The sequence below is a fragment of the Natrinema halophilum genome (assembly GCF_013402815.2).
GTDB classification, from domain to species: Archaea; Halobacteriota; Halobacteria; order Halobacteriales; family Natrialbaceae; genus Natrinema; species Natrinema halophilum.
Map to the genome: position 1 here is coordinate 2804658 of NZ_CP058601.1, position 15329 is coordinate 2819986.

14 protein-coding genes are annotated in these 15329 nt (G+C 60.5%); 9 read left to right on the top strand and 5 right to left on the bottom strand.

Features of this window, described 5'->3' with window-relative positions; translation table 11 throughout:
* Positions 1-448: 448 nt before the first annotated feature.
* Both HYG82_RS34290 and HYG82_RS34295 read left to right on the top strand, forming a co-directional pair.
* Positions 449-1459: a twin-arginine translocation signal domain-containing protein gene (locus HYG82_RS34290; RefSeq protein WP_179261655.1), complete on the top strand. Its 1011-nt coding sequence runs from the start codon at positions 449-451 to the stop codon at positions 1457-1459.
* A gap of 589 nt (positions 1460-2048) precedes the next feature.
* Positions 2049-2573 carry a hypothetical protein gene (locus tag HYG82_RS34295; RefSeq protein ID WP_179261657.1) on the top strand — a complete coding sequence of 175 codons (525 nt, stop codon included), beginning with the start codon at positions 2049-2051 and terminating at the stop codon, positions 2571-2573.
* A 114-nt stretch (positions 2574-2687) separates the two neighbouring features.
* Here the strand turns inward: HYG82_RS34295 and HYG82_RS34300 are convergent, their stop codons facing one another.
* The 4 genes from HYG82_RS34300 to HYG82_RS34315 form a co-directional block, all read right to left on the bottom strand.
* Positions 2688-3062: a hypothetical protein gene (locus HYG82_RS34300; protein WP_179261659.1), complete on the bottom strand. Its 375-nt coding sequence runs from the start codon at positions 3060-3062 to the stop codon at positions 2688-2690.
* Positions 3063-3161: 99 nt separating this feature from the next.
* Positions 3162-3593 carry a GNAT family N-acetyltransferase gene (locus HYG82_RS34305; protein WP_179261660.1) on the bottom strand — a complete coding sequence of 144 codons (432 nt, stop codon included), beginning with the start codon at positions 3591-3593 and terminating at the stop codon, positions 3162-3164.
* Between the two features lie 249 nt (positions 3594-3842).
* Positions 3843-4106, bottom strand: coding sequence for a ubiquitin-like small modifier protein SAMP2 (samp2, locus tag HYG82_RS34310; RefSeq protein WP_179261662.1), 264 nt, complete (start codon positions 4104-4106; stop codon positions 3843-3845).
* Positions 4107-4195: 89 nt separating this feature from the next.
* Positions 4196-5290, bottom strand: coding sequence for a bactofilin family protein (locus tag HYG82_RS34315; protein WP_179261664.1), 1095 nt, complete (start codon positions 5288-5290; stop codon positions 4196-4198).
* Between the two features lie 258 nt (positions 5291-5548).
* Between HYG82_RS34315 and HYG82_RS34320 the strand changes: the two genes are divergently transcribed.
* The 5 genes from HYG82_RS34320 (at position 5549) to HYG82_RS34345 (ending at position 9666) form a co-directional block, all read left to right on the top strand.
* Positions 5549-6541 carry a replication factor C small subunit gene (locus HYG82_RS34320; RefSeq protein WP_179261666.1) on the top strand — a complete coding sequence of 331 codons (993 nt, stop codon included), beginning with the start codon at positions 5549-5551 and terminating at the stop codon, positions 6539-6541.
* A gap of 272 nt (positions 6542-6813) precedes the next feature.
* Complete coding sequence (locus tag HYG82_RS34325; RefSeq protein WP_179261668.1) at positions 6814-7272, top strand: response regulator; 459 nt, start codon at positions 6814-6816, stop codon at positions 7270-7272.
* A gap of 45 nt (positions 7273-7317) precedes the next feature.
* Entirely contained in the window at positions 7318-7458 is a 141-nt protein-coding gene (locus HYG82_RS34330; protein WP_235217695.1) for a hypothetical protein, read from the top strand.
* A gap of 606 nt (positions 7459-8064) precedes the next feature.
* Positions 8065-8268, top strand: coding sequence for a hypothetical protein (locus HYG82_RS34335; protein WP_179261670.1), 204 nt, complete (start codon positions 8065-8067; stop codon positions 8266-8268).
* A 753-nt stretch (positions 8269-9021) separates the two neighbouring features.
* Positions 9022-9666, top strand: coding sequence for a hypothetical protein (locus tag HYG82_RS34345; RefSeq protein WP_179261672.1), 645 nt, complete (start codon positions 9022-9024; stop codon positions 9664-9666).
* A 280-nt stretch (positions 9667-9946) separates the two neighbouring features.
* On the opposite strand, the gene HYG82_RS34350 is transcribed toward HYG82_RS34345, so the two are convergent.
* Positions 9947-12160, bottom strand: a complete 2214-nt coding sequence (locus HYG82_RS34350) for a sensor histidine kinase (protein ID WP_179261674.1) — start codon at positions 12158-12160, stop codon at positions 9947-9949.
* An 85-nt stretch (positions 12161-12245) separates the two neighbouring features.
* Between HYG82_RS34350 and HYG82_RS34355 the strand changes: the two genes are divergently transcribed.
* The gene (locus HYG82_RS34355) at positions 12246-12431 is read left to right on the top strand and encodes a hypothetical protein (RefSeq protein WP_235217696.1); all 186 of its coding nucleotides are present in this window, start codon (positions 12246-12248) and stop codon (positions 12429-12431) included.
* A 7-nt stretch (positions 12432-12438) separates the two neighbouring features.
* On the top strand, positions 12439-15213 hold the full coding sequence (alaS, locus tag HYG82_RS34360; RefSeq protein ID WP_179261677.1) for an alanine--tRNA ligase: 2775 nt from the start codon (positions 12439-12441) through the stop codon (positions 15211-15213).
* Positions 15214-15329: the final 116 nt, after the last annotated feature.

Sequence of the window (15329 nt, forward strand, 5' to 3'; positions counted from 1 at the left end):
GTTCGACCGGGGCTTGGCTCGACAAAGCAGGTTTCGAACGGCCGTCGGGACGCTGGTCCGTCGACACTCTTTGGAGCCGTTACACGGCCATTGTACGTGCTCGAAGCCTATCCACAGAAATGGCGGCGCTCCTCGACCGAACGATCGAGAGCGACATACCAGCCGAAGACCTCCTCGAGGTGATTCGACGACCACTACCAACGAGGAGGTACCAGATCGAGTAATCCAGAGAGCCCGTTCGCGTGTCTAGTCTGTCGCAGCGACAACGGCCACCACTGTACCGAACAACTGGCGCTCCATAAGCAGTTGACCGCTGTATCAAGTCTGTGGGGGCGCGAGGAATATGTGTGGGAGTGCCTATCTAAAATCACGCACACATATTTAGCTGTCACTGTAGATAATTTCCAATAACGTAACATTTACAATAAAACAGTATTAATTCTAATATATGAGTAATAAAATAAACCGCAGACGATTCGTACAGACAAGTGGTGCTGTTACCGGTCTGGCTGGATTTAGTGGACTTGCATCCGCTCACGATCGCGAACACGGTATCGAGAGCAATATCGACGTCAACGTCGAGACTGTCACTTCCAACGGAACGCAATATACCGCGTCGATCGCTCACAACCTAGAGACGGGAGAGAAAAACGGAACCATCCTCTCGGTTGAGGATTCCTCCAATCAGTCTGCCGGAGAGTTCGAGCCACTGGCATCCGACAGTACACAGCCGTACGAGATTTCCAATGCTGTTCTCGAGCGTCTCGACGAGAGTGCGTTCGAGAATGCCACTTCGACCGGCAACACCAGTCGGGTCAGAACAGCCGATGCGAGCTCGAGTAGCAACGGCCTCTGGGGCCAACTCAGGGACGCGAGCAACGCCAGTGCTGGCTCGAATACGGTCAGGATTCAAAAAGAAGAAGAACTCCTCGTGCATGTCGCAAAGGAGATCAAAGCAGGAGTGAAAGATTCGATAGACCAACTCGGAGCATATTATCTAAAAAGTGCAGCAGATAGGGACTGTGACTATTTCAAAAACGATACTCACCATCAATTAGGAGTGTGTATCGGCTACGAACAGGTACTGGCAGAATATACTGAAGCCGCTATTAGTGGTATTCTTGGTGCCCTGATTGGCTCTGTTGGTGGTATCAAGGGTGCTTTTGTCGGTGGTCTCGTCGGAGGAGTCGCTGGAAAGGCTGTCGGCGACCTCAAGGATTCGACCGATTTAACCCTCATTCTCTGTGACAAAGATAACTGCTCCTTCTTTGGATACGGACCCTGTAAACCAGAGATAGACGTCTTCGTAAGCGGATACTGGTTCGACGTAAATCGAGAACTCCTCCACGTTCCCACTCCAAATGTCAAGCCTCCACAGAACCATGTTCCCGGGTCACATCTCGATATGTTCCCGACTCCCGATGAAGGCTACTACGAGATATTCTATATTTCCGACTGATTCCCGATAAGCACCCAAGATTGATTTAATCCCACATCGAATGATTTCAGTAGATAACCAGGCCGAACTAAAGTGTGATCCCGAATGAGTAACAAACTAACCCAAATCTGGGAGAAGGCCGACAGCGAGTGGCAACGTCCAAAAAGTGGGAAACTAATAACCGCTCTTTTGGTTGGAGTAGCTGTATACGAAGCATTGTATATAACCGACGGTCTCCTTGGAGCAGGATTCGTGACTCAGGTAGTGGTACTCACCATTTTTGTAGGTATAACGGTAGTAGGATCGAACTATATCCTGAAAAGTTTTGGATGGTAATCAGGGGAAACCCCACCCCATCGCGTCCGTAACTCACGGTCGGAGGAACACCTGAAGCGATGGGGTGTGTATAGAGAACAGTTGAAACAGTGGGGGTGGGTAGCGTCGAACCAGAGGTGAGACATGCTGAAAAGCGAAAAGCCTGGTTAGAGGGGCTAGAACGGTTTTTACGGATTAGTTGCATTCAGCGAAACTCCCATTCTCGAGGGTATTCCGAGAGTAATGTAGCGGTAGTCCCAGCGTAACGAAGGGGGAAAGTGGTGGAGGCGGAGCTATGAGCACCGATTCGAACGTGACGGAGGTATTCGAAACGGTCGAGGCCGATCCGGATGCGATACTCGAGGCCTACGACGTGGAATCACCGGCGGAACTCGTCGAAAGCGGTGGCGACCACGAAGCGACGACCGATCCCGCGATCGATGCGGACGACGAGACTGCGGGGACGCTGTTCGCCTCCCTCCAGGCGATGGCGGTCGACGCGGCAGAAGCGAGTGCAGGATCGGACGGAAATGGTCGACCGGATTCGACACCGACGATTACGCAGTCGTCCGAGAGCGACAGCGGTTCGGCCGACGCAGCGCGCGTTGCGGAACAGGCGGTGTATACCGCGTCGGAAACCGACGATTCGCCCGCGAACGTGATGGCGAGTGCACCCGATTCGGATGGGACATTGACACTCCTCGGCCCCGAACCGACTACGACGCGAGTTTCAAACGACGCCTTCGGCCTCGCGGATTCGGCGGGCGATCCGTCGGAATTTCAGTGGTCGGATCCGGAACCGGCCGAGACCCGCCGCTGAGGGGACGGAGACACCGGCATCCGCGACGAACCCGCTGCAGTTGCAGTAGACGACCGATCGAATCTAGTCACGTCGAACGATTTTGCGCCGGGCCGTCCGCTTCGGGCCCGTCGATTACAGATCCGCGAGGATGGTGCGAGCTCGGTCTCGGAAGCTCCGTTCTGGTTCCGGTTCGGGTTCCGACCGGCTCCGCAGTCGTTGTTTCGCAATGGTCTGGACCCCTTTCGAGGCGGATTCGGAGGTTATCGCGTCGACCGCCCACTCCGGGAGCTGGGACTCGAGTTCTCGACGTTTTTCGGCTTTGAGCTGGCTAAACCGGCGCAGTACAAACCCGGCACCGAGGAACAGGCCGGCATCGAGCAGTTCCCGCCGGAACCGCTCTCGATCCTTTCGAACCGCGATCGCTTTCGCAAGCGAGAGTGCACCGATCGCGAGATAGACCTTCGAACTCTTCGACGGATCGCCGCTGAGCATCCGTTGGAGCGCCATGCGGAGGGTGCTACCACGTTCTGTCGGATAAAACTGCGCTGGCAGGAGACGGGTTCCCGTATCTTGCGGTCAGCGCTGCAACCGCACTGACGACAGCTATCAAGCGCGTTCCGTCGTCACTGCGATACCCCGGTTGCGTCGGTCGTCGATCGGCTCGATCGAAAACCCGAGGCGCTCGTAGAACGGGCGGACGTCGTCGTCGAATCTGGCCGTGAGTTGGCCTTCTCGCTCGAGCGCTCGTTCGATCAGTGCGCGGCCGAGCCCGCGACCCCGATGGCGGCGACGGACGCCGATAGCGCCGACGTGTGCGCCGGACCCGGTGTCGAGGGGTTCGAGAACGATAGTGCCGAGGATTCGTGCGCCGTCGTCGTGGCCGGCCCCGCTCGAGATCGCTCCGCCTCGGTGATCGCCCGCAACGAAGACGTTCTCGCCGTCGATACGATCCTCGACGTTGCCGGGCTCGAGCATGGCTGCGTCGAGAATTCGCCGGACGTCGAGGGCGTCATCTGGGGTGGCAGTGCGGACGTACATTCGTCAGTCGCCTCGATTGACGGCGGGCAACGACGTGTCGGTTACGGGTCGATCGTGAAGTTGCTGCCGCCGGATCGTCGTGGAACCCGCGACGGTATCTCCGTTCATACGTTCTGTTCCGTGTGACCAGAAAAAACGATCGGGCTTTCGTTGCCCTGCCTGTTCCGCTCGATTGCGCTGCGCTTGTGACGCTGAGTTCTCGATGTTGCGGGTCCCGTAGCGGTGCCGTCCGCGATCATGGCGGTCGAGTCACCATTTGCTCCCGCCTTTGATGAGTCGCAACACCGTCACGTGATCGGTTTCGACCGGCTGATCCTCGGGCACCGGTCGCCCGTCGACGAGGACGCTAACCTCGTGCGGGCTCAACTCGATCTCGCGGAGCAGGTCCGCGTACGTCGGCGGTGCGTCGGTCGTTTCGGATTCGCTTTCGCTCGTGCTGGCCGCCGTTTCTGCAACCGCCTCGAGATCGATTTCGTAGGTGGTCTCGCCCTTGACGTCGACGGTGACGTGCATACGCGCAGTTACGGCGGAACGGCCTTGAGCGCGTCGCTCCGCTTCCGTAAAGTGCATCGAACCGCTGCGACTGAACGAGTCGCTTCCGTTCAATCCGTGGTCGGTTCGTCGGAGCCGGGACCGACTCGTTGACCTCGATCTCGCTCTCGGATGTTTCGCCGATGGCCGTACAACCCGCGAGCGATGGCACCGAGTCCGAGGAGGAGAACGAGGAAGGTGAGCAGACCGCCAACGATGGGCACTCTGGAGACGGCCGCACCCACGACTAGTCCGACGACGAGTGCGAGCCAGCGGTTCCCGATCCCGACTGCCCGGAAGATGCCCGCTGCGACGGCGAACCAGCCGTAAACGGTGGCGATCCAGAGCAAGAAGGCGAAGGCGATCGCGCCGACGATGGATAGTGGAATGCCGACGATGGTGATCGCGAGTGCAATCAGCAGGACGGGAATGCCAACGAAGACGCCCAGCCCGATCAGCCCGGACCGGAACGGACCCGTCGCGACGGTGCTGGCGACGCTGTCGGAGAATCGCGGGAACAGCGCGAGCAACACGGCACCGAGGAGCAGGTTGACCACGAGGGTGTAGACTGCGGCGATCCACCACGCGAACGGTTGTACCGTCGGCGCGACGTCGACTCCCAGCGAGGAATCCTCCTCTATCGAACCCGCGACCGAGTCGGTGTTCCCCTCGAGGTCACCGTCGTAGCGCAGGTCGCCGGCGATGGAGGCCGTCTCGCCTAGCCGAATTGTCTCGGCGCCGATTTCCGCATTCCCCTCGAGGACGCCGTCGACGACTACGTTGCCGGCACCGGCAGTGAACGTACCGCCGACGGTGCCATCCCGGGTAACCTCTACACTCCCGGCTCCGATTTCGACGTCGCCGTTAACGACCCCGGCGATCGTCACGCTTCCAGCTGCCGATTCTAGATCGCCCTCGACCGTCCCGGTGCTCGCGATGGTCACGTCGCCTGCAACGGCGCTGACGTCGCCGGTGACGGTGCCACGGACGATTACGGTCCCTGCGAACGATTCGAGTTCGTCGACCGTTTCGCCTTCCTCGACGACGACCGTGCCGCCGGCTTGCGCGCCGGATTGGGCGGCGACAGGTATCGGGATGGTACTAATTATCACGAGAGCGATGAGTATCACGACAGCAGGCCGAAAGCGGTGATTGTCCCCTTCCATGGGGCATCCTCACACCGGCACGCAGATAAACCTGTAACGGAAATATCGGGATGTGTGTCGATTTCGGGTCGAACATGCCCGGCAGCGTCACGCCGTTTCCGGTCCCATCGGTCGTGTGCGCCGTCGATCGTCGATTCCATCAGATCGTCGGCGCAATCAAGTCGTCGGGGACGGGGTGCTGCCTTGCCCGGCGATTCGATGGCCCGAATCGAGACCGCCCTTCGGGCGATTTATCTTCCGTCCCGCACTTGGGCCAGTATGAGCGAGGCCGACGCCGAGGCGGCGGAGCCGACCCCCGGCAGGACCGAAGTCTGGATCGAGAAGTACCGGCCGGAACGGCTCGACGAAATCAAGGGCCACGAGAACATCGTCCCGCGACTCAAGCGCTACGTCGAACAGGACGACCTACCCCACCTCATGTTCGCGGGGCCGGCCGGTACGGGCAAAACCACCGCAGCACAGGCCATCGCCCGCGAAGTATACGACGACGACTGGCGCGAGAACTTCCTCGAACTCAACGCCTCCGATCAGCGCGGGATCGACGTCGTCCGCGATCGGATCAAGGACTTCGCACGCTCTTCCTTCGGCGGTTACGACCACCGCATCATCTTTCTCGACGAGGCGGACGCGCTGACGTCCGACGCCCAGTCCGCCCTGCGCCGGACGATGGAGCAGTTCTCGAACAACACCCGATTTATCCTCTCGTGTAACTACTCGAGCCAGATCATCGATCCGATCCAGTCACGGTGTGCGGTCTTCCGATTTACCGAACTCACCGAGGACGCCATCGAGTCGCAGGTCCGCGACATCGCCGCTATCGAGGGCATCGAGGTAACCGACGACGGCGTCGGCGCTCTGGTCTACGCGGCCGACGGCGACATGCGAAAGGCGATCAACGCCCTGCAGGCCGCCGCGGTGATGGGCGAGACCGTCGACGAGGAGACCGTCTTCGCGATCACCGCCACCGCCCGCCCCGAGGAGGTCGAGGCGATGGTCGACCACGCCATCGACGGCGACTTCACCGCCGCCCGCGCGGCCCTCGAGGACCTCCTGACCGAGCGGGGGCTCGCCGGCGGCGACGTCATCGACCAGCTCCACCGCTCCGCCTGGGAGTTCGATATTCCGGAACAGGCGACGGTTCGGCTGCTCGAGCGCCTCGGCGAGGTCGACTACCGGATCACCGAAGGCGCGAACGAGCGCCTGCAACTCGAGGCGATGCTGGCGTCGCTGGCCCTCGAAGCAGATGCGTAACTACCGGAGTCAGCTGCACTATTGACTCGCGGTTTTTATTCAGTTCTATCCGCGTTCTCGGAAACTATGGCTCACACAGAGACGAGATGCGAATCTATCGGGAGTGCTTCTATCAGCTACCGGTGATGATGGAAAAGTCGGACTGAACGCAGGGCGCGAATGCAACACGAAAACCGGCTCGATTTGCGAAAATAGCGACCGTTCAGTACAGAAATAGACTGGTCAATATAATTGACCTCAACCTTTTAAATGGCTACCTGAAACAGTTCGCAATGGCTTCGAACGATGAGCAGGAGGATAAGCTAGTCAATATTTTACTGGTTGAACCAAATCCCGGAGACACACGTCTCTTCACAGAGTCATTCAAAGATGCGAAACTCAAGAATAGCCTCTACACTGTCTCTAATGCTGACGCCGCTCTCGATTTCGTTACTCAGCGCGGTGAGTATGTAGATACCCCGCGTCCTGATCTGATCTTGCTTGAGCCAAAGTTACCCGGAGACAAAGGTATGGACGTGTTGTCTGCGCTGGATAATGAGCCAGCAATATGTGGGATCCCTGTTGTTGTCCTCACGAGTTCAGAAATTGGAGAGGACATTGTCAAAACGCATGGTCTGGATGCGGATCACTATGTTCAAAAGCCAGTTGAACCGGAAGATTTCATCACTTTCGTACAGGAAATTGAGGAGTTGTGGATCGGGCTTATCCAACAGAAATCAACAGAGAACTGAGTATCCTACTTTTTCTCTCTCGGAATCGCCGTCGTTGGCCTCTCGATGGCCTCGAGTGGCTATCCGCCGCCGGAATCCGAACTATCAGCACTGGTCGTCGTCGGGGGAGTTCTCACGATAATCGGGATCGCAGGAATCATCTGGCCCGAGAAACTGCACTCCGGGAGTTCTGTTGAGGGCGACTGACGTGCTTTCGGGTTCGTAGAAGGCGTCAGCCGTCGTCTACGGACCTCCGAAAACAGTACGGTAACGTGGGTTCCCCGTCCTCATTCGGTCGGTTCGGTCACGAGAATCACTAAACGGACACCAGTGATTTTCTCGGCTGATTGAACTGTCGAGGTAGGGGCCCCGCCCTGATACCAATCTTTCCTGAACCTATCGCCCAAACTGATGCCCGGATCTAGTGGGAGACAGTTTCACGACGACTCGATACTACACGACCAAGAATCCGTTAATTTCGCGTCATGGCAAGTTATAAGTGACTAAGTAGTGACTGGAAAATTAGGGCGCAGCATCGCCAATTTGCGTAAAATTGGCCGGGTGCTAGGAACACCCGACCTGCGTCCTCCGATGCTGAAGGACAATGTATATTCAATCACGTAGCTACGAAATGGTTTCGGTAGTACCGACTAAACAAATGACCGCTGCTTTCCGGACCCCCGGTTCGGCCGCTGGGGCTGCTGGACGCGGTATCCGGCCGCTCGAGTCTCCGTTCCCGCCAGCACCTACAAACGCTTCTGGCGGTGTCGAGGCCGGCGGTGTGGAGGCCAGTGGTGTCGAGGTTGATTGCGCGTGACCACCCGTGACCGCGACGGCGACCGCGACCGCATGCGAGTTCGCCTCGAGGAGGTCCTCGCGGAGGTCGAAACGCTCGACGGTCACCTCCGCGGGCCGTTGACCCTCGAGCCGGCGATTTCGAATATCGAGATGATCATCGCGGCGTACGAAACCTTCGAGACCGATAGTGGCGAGCGCCCGGTGGTTGTCGACAACTGATGCGAGCACGGACGCGCAGGAAGTCAGAGACCACCACCGAATTCGGTCGCTCACTCGTCGTCGCGAGCGTCGGCAGCCAAAACGCGAAGGTGGCACGACTACCGTCCTCCGTGACGCAGACGCTCCGGTCGTGTACAGTTGCAATTGCGCTCGACGGTGTTGGTCCCGGAGCTAGCGCCGTCCGCCGCGGCCTCGTCGGCGGCGACGTAATCGACCGGTCACACCCTCGGCCTGTGTGTTTGACATCCCCGAGCAGGCGACGGTCCGCCTGCTCGAGCGCCTCTGCGTGGTCGACTACCGGATCACCGAGGGTGTAAAGGACGGCTGCACCTCGAGGCGATGCTGGCGTCGCTGGCGCTCGAGGGGGACGAATAACTGGTCGAGGAGATGTATCTCAGACGGAATTGCTATGAACGATTGGAGTAGAGTATACGTCCCCGTAACTGTACTCTGCTCCTTCTCTCGGCTACGGCACTTCTCGTCGAGTTTCGGAACCGCCACACGTGCGTATGAAGATATATCGTATGTATCGTTTAAACGGAACGCGAGTACCGTTTCCATCCGCTACACACGGTCTTCTCGGGCTCGCCCTGACACCTTCTCGGCAAGCCGTCACCAACCGTACGAGAGACAGGCGCCATAGTGGCACGTCCCCTTCTTCGCCTCGGCATAGAGGGTACTCGAATCGCGACGATATCTCATCAATAAAGAATTTCAGGAAAAAGTTATTACAATTCGATCAATCGTACTGATATGACAAGTGAGAACGCACATCAAGGAGGAGCGATCGAAGCGTGGCGTGCAACAGCGTTTACAATTGCAGGCGTAATTTTCGCCGCCGACGCCGCAATTTTAGCGTTCAATCTCGCCGCAGGAACTCAGGAGCAGTACATGACCGTGGGGCAGGCATTCATCGGAGCGGCGTGGACTGCAAGTTTCATCGGGCTACTCGGATTCCACCGTGATCTCGCTGACCGGAACCGATGGCTCGTACGCCTTGGTGGCATCTTCGCTGTGATCGGGCTGATCACCAATCTAATCATGGCTGTCGTCTCGATCAGTCTCTCTGCTGGTGTCATCGGCGGCACACTGGGTGATTACACCCCATATTTCCTCCCAGGCATGTTCCCTGGCATCGTGCTGGGGTGCGGACTGTATGGCATCGCCGCCCTCCGAACCTCTACTTATACACGGGACATGGGCCTCCTCTTCTTGCTTTTGGTGCTCACCTTCCTGTTCAACCTCGGGACCGGCATCGCCGGCTTCAATCCAGTGAGCAAAATCCTTGCCGTAGTCGCAGTTCTCACATTCACGAATCTGGTGCTCGGTTACAAGCTTCGAACAGGCAGCGCAGTAACCACGCAGGCCGAAATCGACCCACGCGATTCAACTCCATAACAGGGTTGACGGCCGACGTATATTCGAATGCGTCGTTCAGACATGGGTTCGGTAGAACTGCCTGAAAGAACGCATCCCGTTTCGGTCATTACAAATCCAATTACTGTCAGGGATTTTCTGATGTCTGGCCACTTGAGATTCCCATACAAGCACCAAACTTGAGATGGTGGCCCCGTGTACGAAGCCCTCGAGACCGATATCGGTAACCTCTCCGTGGTGGCCGACGACTGACTCGAGCCCGAACACGAAAGAAGTCGACATCACCATCGAAATCGCTCACTCACTCGTCGTCGCGAGAGTCGACCCCCCGAAACGCGAAGGCGACGCGGCTGTCGTCCTCCGCGACGCCGAGGTTCCAGCCGTGCGCGTCGGCGATGCGCTCGACGGTGCCGATCCCGAAGCCGGTGCCGTCGGCTGCTGCCAGTCGATCCGGGACGGGATTCGCCTCGAGGCCGCTGTCGACGGCTTCGGCGTCGGTTTCGGGTGCGTGCCGAGCGACGTAGAAGCCGTCGTCGGTCGAGCCCACGGAGACGACTGTCGTCTCCTCGCGCCCGGCGGAGTTTCCGACTTCGATTTCGTCGTCTCCATCCGCGGTATGGTCGTCGTTACTCTCGACCGCGTCGTCGAGAACCGCCTGAAACAGGTGTTCGAACAGTTCTCGCAGCCGCGTCTTGTCCGCCTCGAGGACGCGATCCTCCGGTTTCCGAGTGACGAGTCGCGCGTCGCCGGTTTCGACGGCGATCCATGCTCGCCGCGCAACGTCGTGGATTGCAACGGGTTCGGTCTCGACGACCACCGCGTCCCGCCGGGCGATCGAGACGATCTGATCGATCAGTTCCCGCAGTCGTTCCTGAGCGTCGTCGACCTCCGCGAAGTGTTCTCTGTCACCGGTCTCGGCGGCGAGCTCGAGGTACCCCCGGGCGACGTTCAGGGGGCTTCGCACGTCGTCGTCGACGAGATCAGCGATCGTCTCGAGGCGCGACTCGGCGGCTGCTAACCGTCGCTCGCGTCGATTGGCCTCGGTCACGTCGCTGTAGACGATCATCCCCTCCGAGTTGCGGGCGTCGGGCTTTCCGTCGCCAGTGCTGGTTTCGGGGTCGCCGTCTGAACCGCTATCGACTGCAGTGCTCCCCCTGTTCCCATCGACGTTCGCTTCGAGCGGTACGAGCGTGAGCAGGAACTCGCGGACGCCGTCGACGGTTTCCCGACGACAGACGAGCTGGCGACGCTCGCCCGAGCGAAGCGATTCGAGCAGCGTCGCCCGTCGGTGCTCGAGTCCCGGCGGAACGGTGTCCTCGTCGACGACGCCGTCGACGACCGACTCGGGGTCGGTGCCGAACACCTCCGTGAAGGTGTCGTTGATCGTCCGGACGATCGGCTGGCCGTCATCGATCTCGTACCTGATCGCCGGCTCTGGTACGTTTTCGAAGAGCGTGCGGTAGCGGTCGCGCTCGGTCGCAATTCGATCGCGGTCGGCCGCGACGGCGTCGCGTTCTTCCGCCAACCGGTCTCGCGTCTCGAGCAACCGGTCTCGCGCCGCCCGCAGTCGATCGCGTTCCGACTCGTTGGCCGCTTCGGCGTCGGCTCGCTCGAGGAATCGGGCGGCGATCGCCCCCCACGATTCGAGCAGGTCGCAGTCTCGTTCGTCGAACGCCGCCGGTTCGTCGGCGGCGACCTGCAATACTCCGACGGTGCCGACGGGGACGCAGCACAGGGATTCGACTCCCTCGAGCGGGGGCTCCGGACCATCGTCGTCGCCGATTTCGTCGAACCGAATCGCCTCGTTCGTACCGAGGGCGTCGCCGAGTTGGCCGGACCGAGCCATCGTCCCGAGGTCGTCGTCTGGGACTGCCGACGCGGTCGCTTGCGGGGTGAAATCGCCGAAGTGGACCGTCGATAGCCAGCAATACTCGCGTTCCAGGCTGTCGGCTACGGCCTCGACGAGCAATTCGAAGAACCGGTCGCGGTCGCGACAGGCGATCAGCTCGGAGAACGACTCGAGCAGCGGGGCCGTCGACCCGCTGGTCGCTGCCGACGTTTCCCCTGCGGCGATGATCGGTTCGTCCTCGCGAGTATCGCCGAGCCCCGAGTCGGTCGCGTCTCGATCGTTGCAGACCCACTCGATCTCGTCTGCGAGATGCGCGACGGCGTCGTCGGTGTCGCGGCGAACGTAGCCGTCGATGCCGTCGGTCGACCGGGCAGCCGGTGGCGCGTACGTCGATTCGGAAAAGAGAACGAGCGGTGTCGAACCGCAGGCATCGGCTATCTCGAGCAGGTTCGACCCCGCCGCCGTCGTGGGCGTTTCACCGAAGACGACGCAGTCGACCGCGGGGGCCCAGTTGCGGACGCGCTCGACGGTCGTCGCCGGCCGGACCGAGCGCTCGGGTCCGGAATCGACGTTCTCGAGCGTGGCGGCGCCGTCGCTGGCCGCAGCATCGGTTGCGGCGACGTAGAGAATCGTACGCGGTCGCGTGGTCGCTGGCGGCTGGGTCATTGCGTCGAGAGTGGCGACAGTCTATACGTGGAGACAGAGAGCCATCCTAAAGGTTTTATTGGATGTATCGATCGGTGAGTCGTCCATGCCAATGCCCGTCGCGAATTCGTTTCGCTGCCGGTCGATCGGTCCGTCTCCGGCGGATCGAATCGATGAGATCGCCCCCGTTTCGGGTCGAGAATCTGCCGACTCAGGCGCTATCGCGGCCGCGTCTGACGATGGTTTCGCGGGGCGATTTGCGGAACTGTTTTACACGTTGCAGGGTGACTAGACGCGTAATGAGCGAATTGGCGGAGGAATACCGCCTCGAGTACTTCGAGGAGGAAGGATTCGAGCGCAAGGAATGTATTGAATGCGGCGCTCACTTCTGGACGCGAGATCAGCGCAGAGAAACCTGCGGTGAGCCGCCGTGCGAAGAGTACGGCTTCATCGACAACGCGGGGTTCGAGGGGTCGTACAGTCTCGAGGAGATGCGCGAGGCCTTTCTCTCTTACTTCGAGGCCAACGACCACGAGCGAATCGAGCCGTATCCGGTCGCGGCGAACCGATGGCGCGACGACGTCCTGCTGACCCAGGCGTCTATCTACGACTTCCAGCCGCTGGTGACGAGCGGCGAGACGCCGCCGCCGGCGAACCCGCTGTGCGTCTCACAACCCTGTATCCGAATGCAGGACATCGACAACGTCGGCAAGACCGGCCGGCACACGATGGCCTTCGAAATGATGGCCCACCACGCGTTCAACGCCCGCGAAGACGCGGGCGGCGACTACGCGTACGAGGGCGAAGTCTACTGGAAAGATCGCACCGTCGAACTCTGTGACGGCTTCTTCGACTCGCTGGGCGTCGATCTCGAGGAGGTCATCTACATCGAGGACCCGTGGGTCGGCGGCGGGAACGCCGGTCCCGCGATAGAGGTCATCTACCGCGGCGTCGAACTCGCGACGCTCGTTTTCATGTCCCTCGAACAGGACTCCGACGGCGAGTACGAGATGAAAGACGGGAACCGCTACAGCCCGATGGACACGTACATCGTCGATACCGGCTACGGACTCGAGCGATGGACCTGGGTCTCGCAGGGAACACCGACCGTCTACGAGGCGGTATATCCGGACATGATTGCCTTTTTGAAGGATAACGCGGGGCTCGAGCATACCGACGAGCAGGAGGAACTCATCCATCGGGCCGCGAAACTCGCGGGCCACATGGACATCGACGAGGCCGAGGATATGGAGACCGCACGCGGCGAGATAGCCGCCGAACTCGGCGTCGACGCTGGCGATCTCGAGGATCTGATGGAGCCGCTCGAGGACATCTACGCGATCGCAGACCACTGCCGGACGCTCGCGTACATGCTCGGAGACGGCATCGTCCCCTCGAACGTCGGGACGGGCTACCTCGCGCGGATGGTTCTCCGGCGGACCAAACGCCTCTGTGACACCGCCGGCGTCGACGCGCCGCTCGACGAACTCGTCGATATGCAGGCCGAACGCCTGGGATACGAAAACCGCGATACGATCCGCGACATCGTCCGCACCGAGGTCGAAAAGTACCGCGAAACGCTCGAACGCGGCGGTCGCCGGGTCGAAACCCTGGCCGAGGAGTACGCGAAGAAAGGCGAGCCGGTTCCGACCGACGAACTGATCGAACTCTACGATTCTCACGGCATTCAGCCGGATATGGTTGCGGAGATAGCCGAGGAAACCGGCGCAGACGTCGACGTGCCGGACGACTTCTACAGCCTCGTCGCGAAACGTCACGAGACGCCGGAGGCGGTCACGGGCACCGAAGAAGGCGACGCCGAGCGATTCGACGACCTCCCGGAGACGGAGAAACTCTACTACGACGATCAGGACCGAACCCAGTTCGAGGCAGTCGTCCTCGACGTTTTCGAACGCGAGGACGGCTACGACGTCGTTCTCGATCAGACGATGTTCTACCCCGAAGGCGGTGGCCAGCCGTCTGACAGGGGAACGCTTTCGACCGACGACACGACGGTCGAAGTCGAAGACGTCCAGATCGTCGACGGCGTCATCCTCCATCGGACCGACGAGAAACCGGGGAAGGGTGACCTGGTCAACGGACAGATCGACGGGGAGCGAAGACGCCAGCTCATGCGCCACCACACGGCGACCCACATCGTTATTCACTCAGCGCGCCAGGTACTCGGCGAACACATCAGGCAGGCCGGTGCCCAGAAGGGCGTCGAGAGTTCCAGAATCGATCTCCGCCACTACGACCGAATCTCCCGCGAGGATGTCAAAACCATCGAGGATCGGGCCAACGCGATCGTCATGAACAACACCGCGGTTAGTCAGGAATGGCCCGACAGACACGATGCGGAAGCCGACCACGGCTTCGACCTCTATCAGGGCGGCATTCCGCCGGGCGAGCAGATCCGGCTGATCCACGTCGACGAAGACGTACAGGCCTGCGGTGGGACCCACGTCGCTCGAACCGGCGATATCGGTTCGATCAAGGTACTCAACACGGAGCGCGTTCAGGACGGCGTCGAGCGCATCACGTTCGCCGCCGGCGAGGCGGCGATCGACGCGACCCAGGAGACGGAGGACGCGCTCTACGAAGCGGCCGAGATCCTCGACGTCTCGCCCGAAGCGGTTCCCGAGACCGCCGAACGGTTCTTCGAAGAGTGGAAAGCGCGAGGCAAGGAGATCGAGGACCTGACGGAACAGCTCGCAGAGGCCCGCGCCGGCGGCGGTGGCGGCGGCGAGGAAGTCGAGGTCGGCGACACGACCGCCGTCGTCGACCGGATCGACGCCGACATGGACGAACTGCGCGCGACCGCCAACGCCCTCGTCAGGGAGGACACGATTGCGGTGCTTGGCAGCGGTGAGAACGGGGCACAGTTCGTCGTCGCCGTTCCGGATGGCGTCGGCGTCAACGCGGGCGAGGTCGTCGGCGAACTCGCCGACCGGGTCGGCGGCGGTGGCGGCGGCCCACCGGACTTCGCACAGGGCGGCGGCCCAAACGTTGAAGATCTCGATGACGCACTCGAGGACGCCCCTGATGTCTTGCGACAGATCCTGAATGCCTGAGTCCGATTTTGAACGCCTGAACGCCTGAACGGCTGACTCGTTCGGCTCGAGCGGATCGTCGTTCCGGCGTCCGTCGACGTACCGTCACCCCTCCGTCGGGCGACGGTAGACTCGAC

Bases quoted from the DNA above. Each gene is read 5' to 3' on its own strand.
- HYG82_RS34290 (WP_179261655.1), top strand. From the start codon at position 449: ATGAGTAATAAAATAAACCGCAGACGATTCGTACAGACAAGTGGTGCT.
- HYG82_RS34295 (WP_179261657.1), top strand. From the start codon at position 2,049: ATGAGCACCGATTCGAACGTGACGGAGGTATTCGAAACGGTCGAGGCC.
- HYG82_RS34300 (WP_179261659.1), bottom strand. From the start codon at position 3,062: ATGGCGCTCCAACGGATGCTCAGCGGCGATCCGTCGAAGAGTTCGAAG.
- HYG82_RS34305 (WP_179261660.1), bottom strand. From the start codon at position 3,593: ATGTACGTCCGCACTGCCACCCCAGATGACGCCCTCGACGTCCGGCGA.
- samp2 (WP_179261662.1), bottom strand. From the start codon at position 4,106: ATGCACGTCACCGTCGACGTCAAGGGCGAGACCACCTACGAAATCGAT.
- HYG82_RS34315 (WP_179261664.1), bottom strand. From the start codon at position 5,290: ATGGAAGGGGACAATCACCGCTTTCGGCCTGCTGTCGTGATACTCATC.
- HYG82_RS34320 (WP_179261666.1), top strand. From the start codon at position 5,549: ATGAGCGAGGCCGACGCCGAGGCGGCGGAGCCGACCCCCGGCAGGACC.
- HYG82_RS34325 (WP_179261668.1), top strand. From the start codon at position 6,814: ATGGCTTCGAACGATGAGCAGGAGGATAAGCTAGTCAATATTTTACTG.
- HYG82_RS34330 (WP_235217695.1), top strand. From the start codon at position 7,318: ATGGCCTCGAGTGGCTATCCGCCGCCGGAATCCGAACTATCAGCACTG.
- HYG82_RS34345 (WP_179261672.1), top strand. From the start codon at position 9,022: ATGACAAGTGAGAACGCACATCAAGGAGGAGCGATCGAAGCGTGGCGT.
- HYG82_RS34350 (WP_179261674.1), bottom strand. From the start codon at position 12,160: ATGACCCAGCCGCCAGCGACCACGCGACCGCGTACGATTCTCTACGTC.
- HYG82_RS34355 (WP_235217696.1), top strand. From the start codon at position 12,246: ATGCCAATGCCCGTCGCGAATTCGTTTCGCTGCCGGTCGATCGGTCCG.
- alaS (WP_179261677.1), top strand. From the start codon at position 12,439: ATGAGCGAATTGGCGGAGGAATACCGCCTCGAGTACTTCGAGGAGGAA.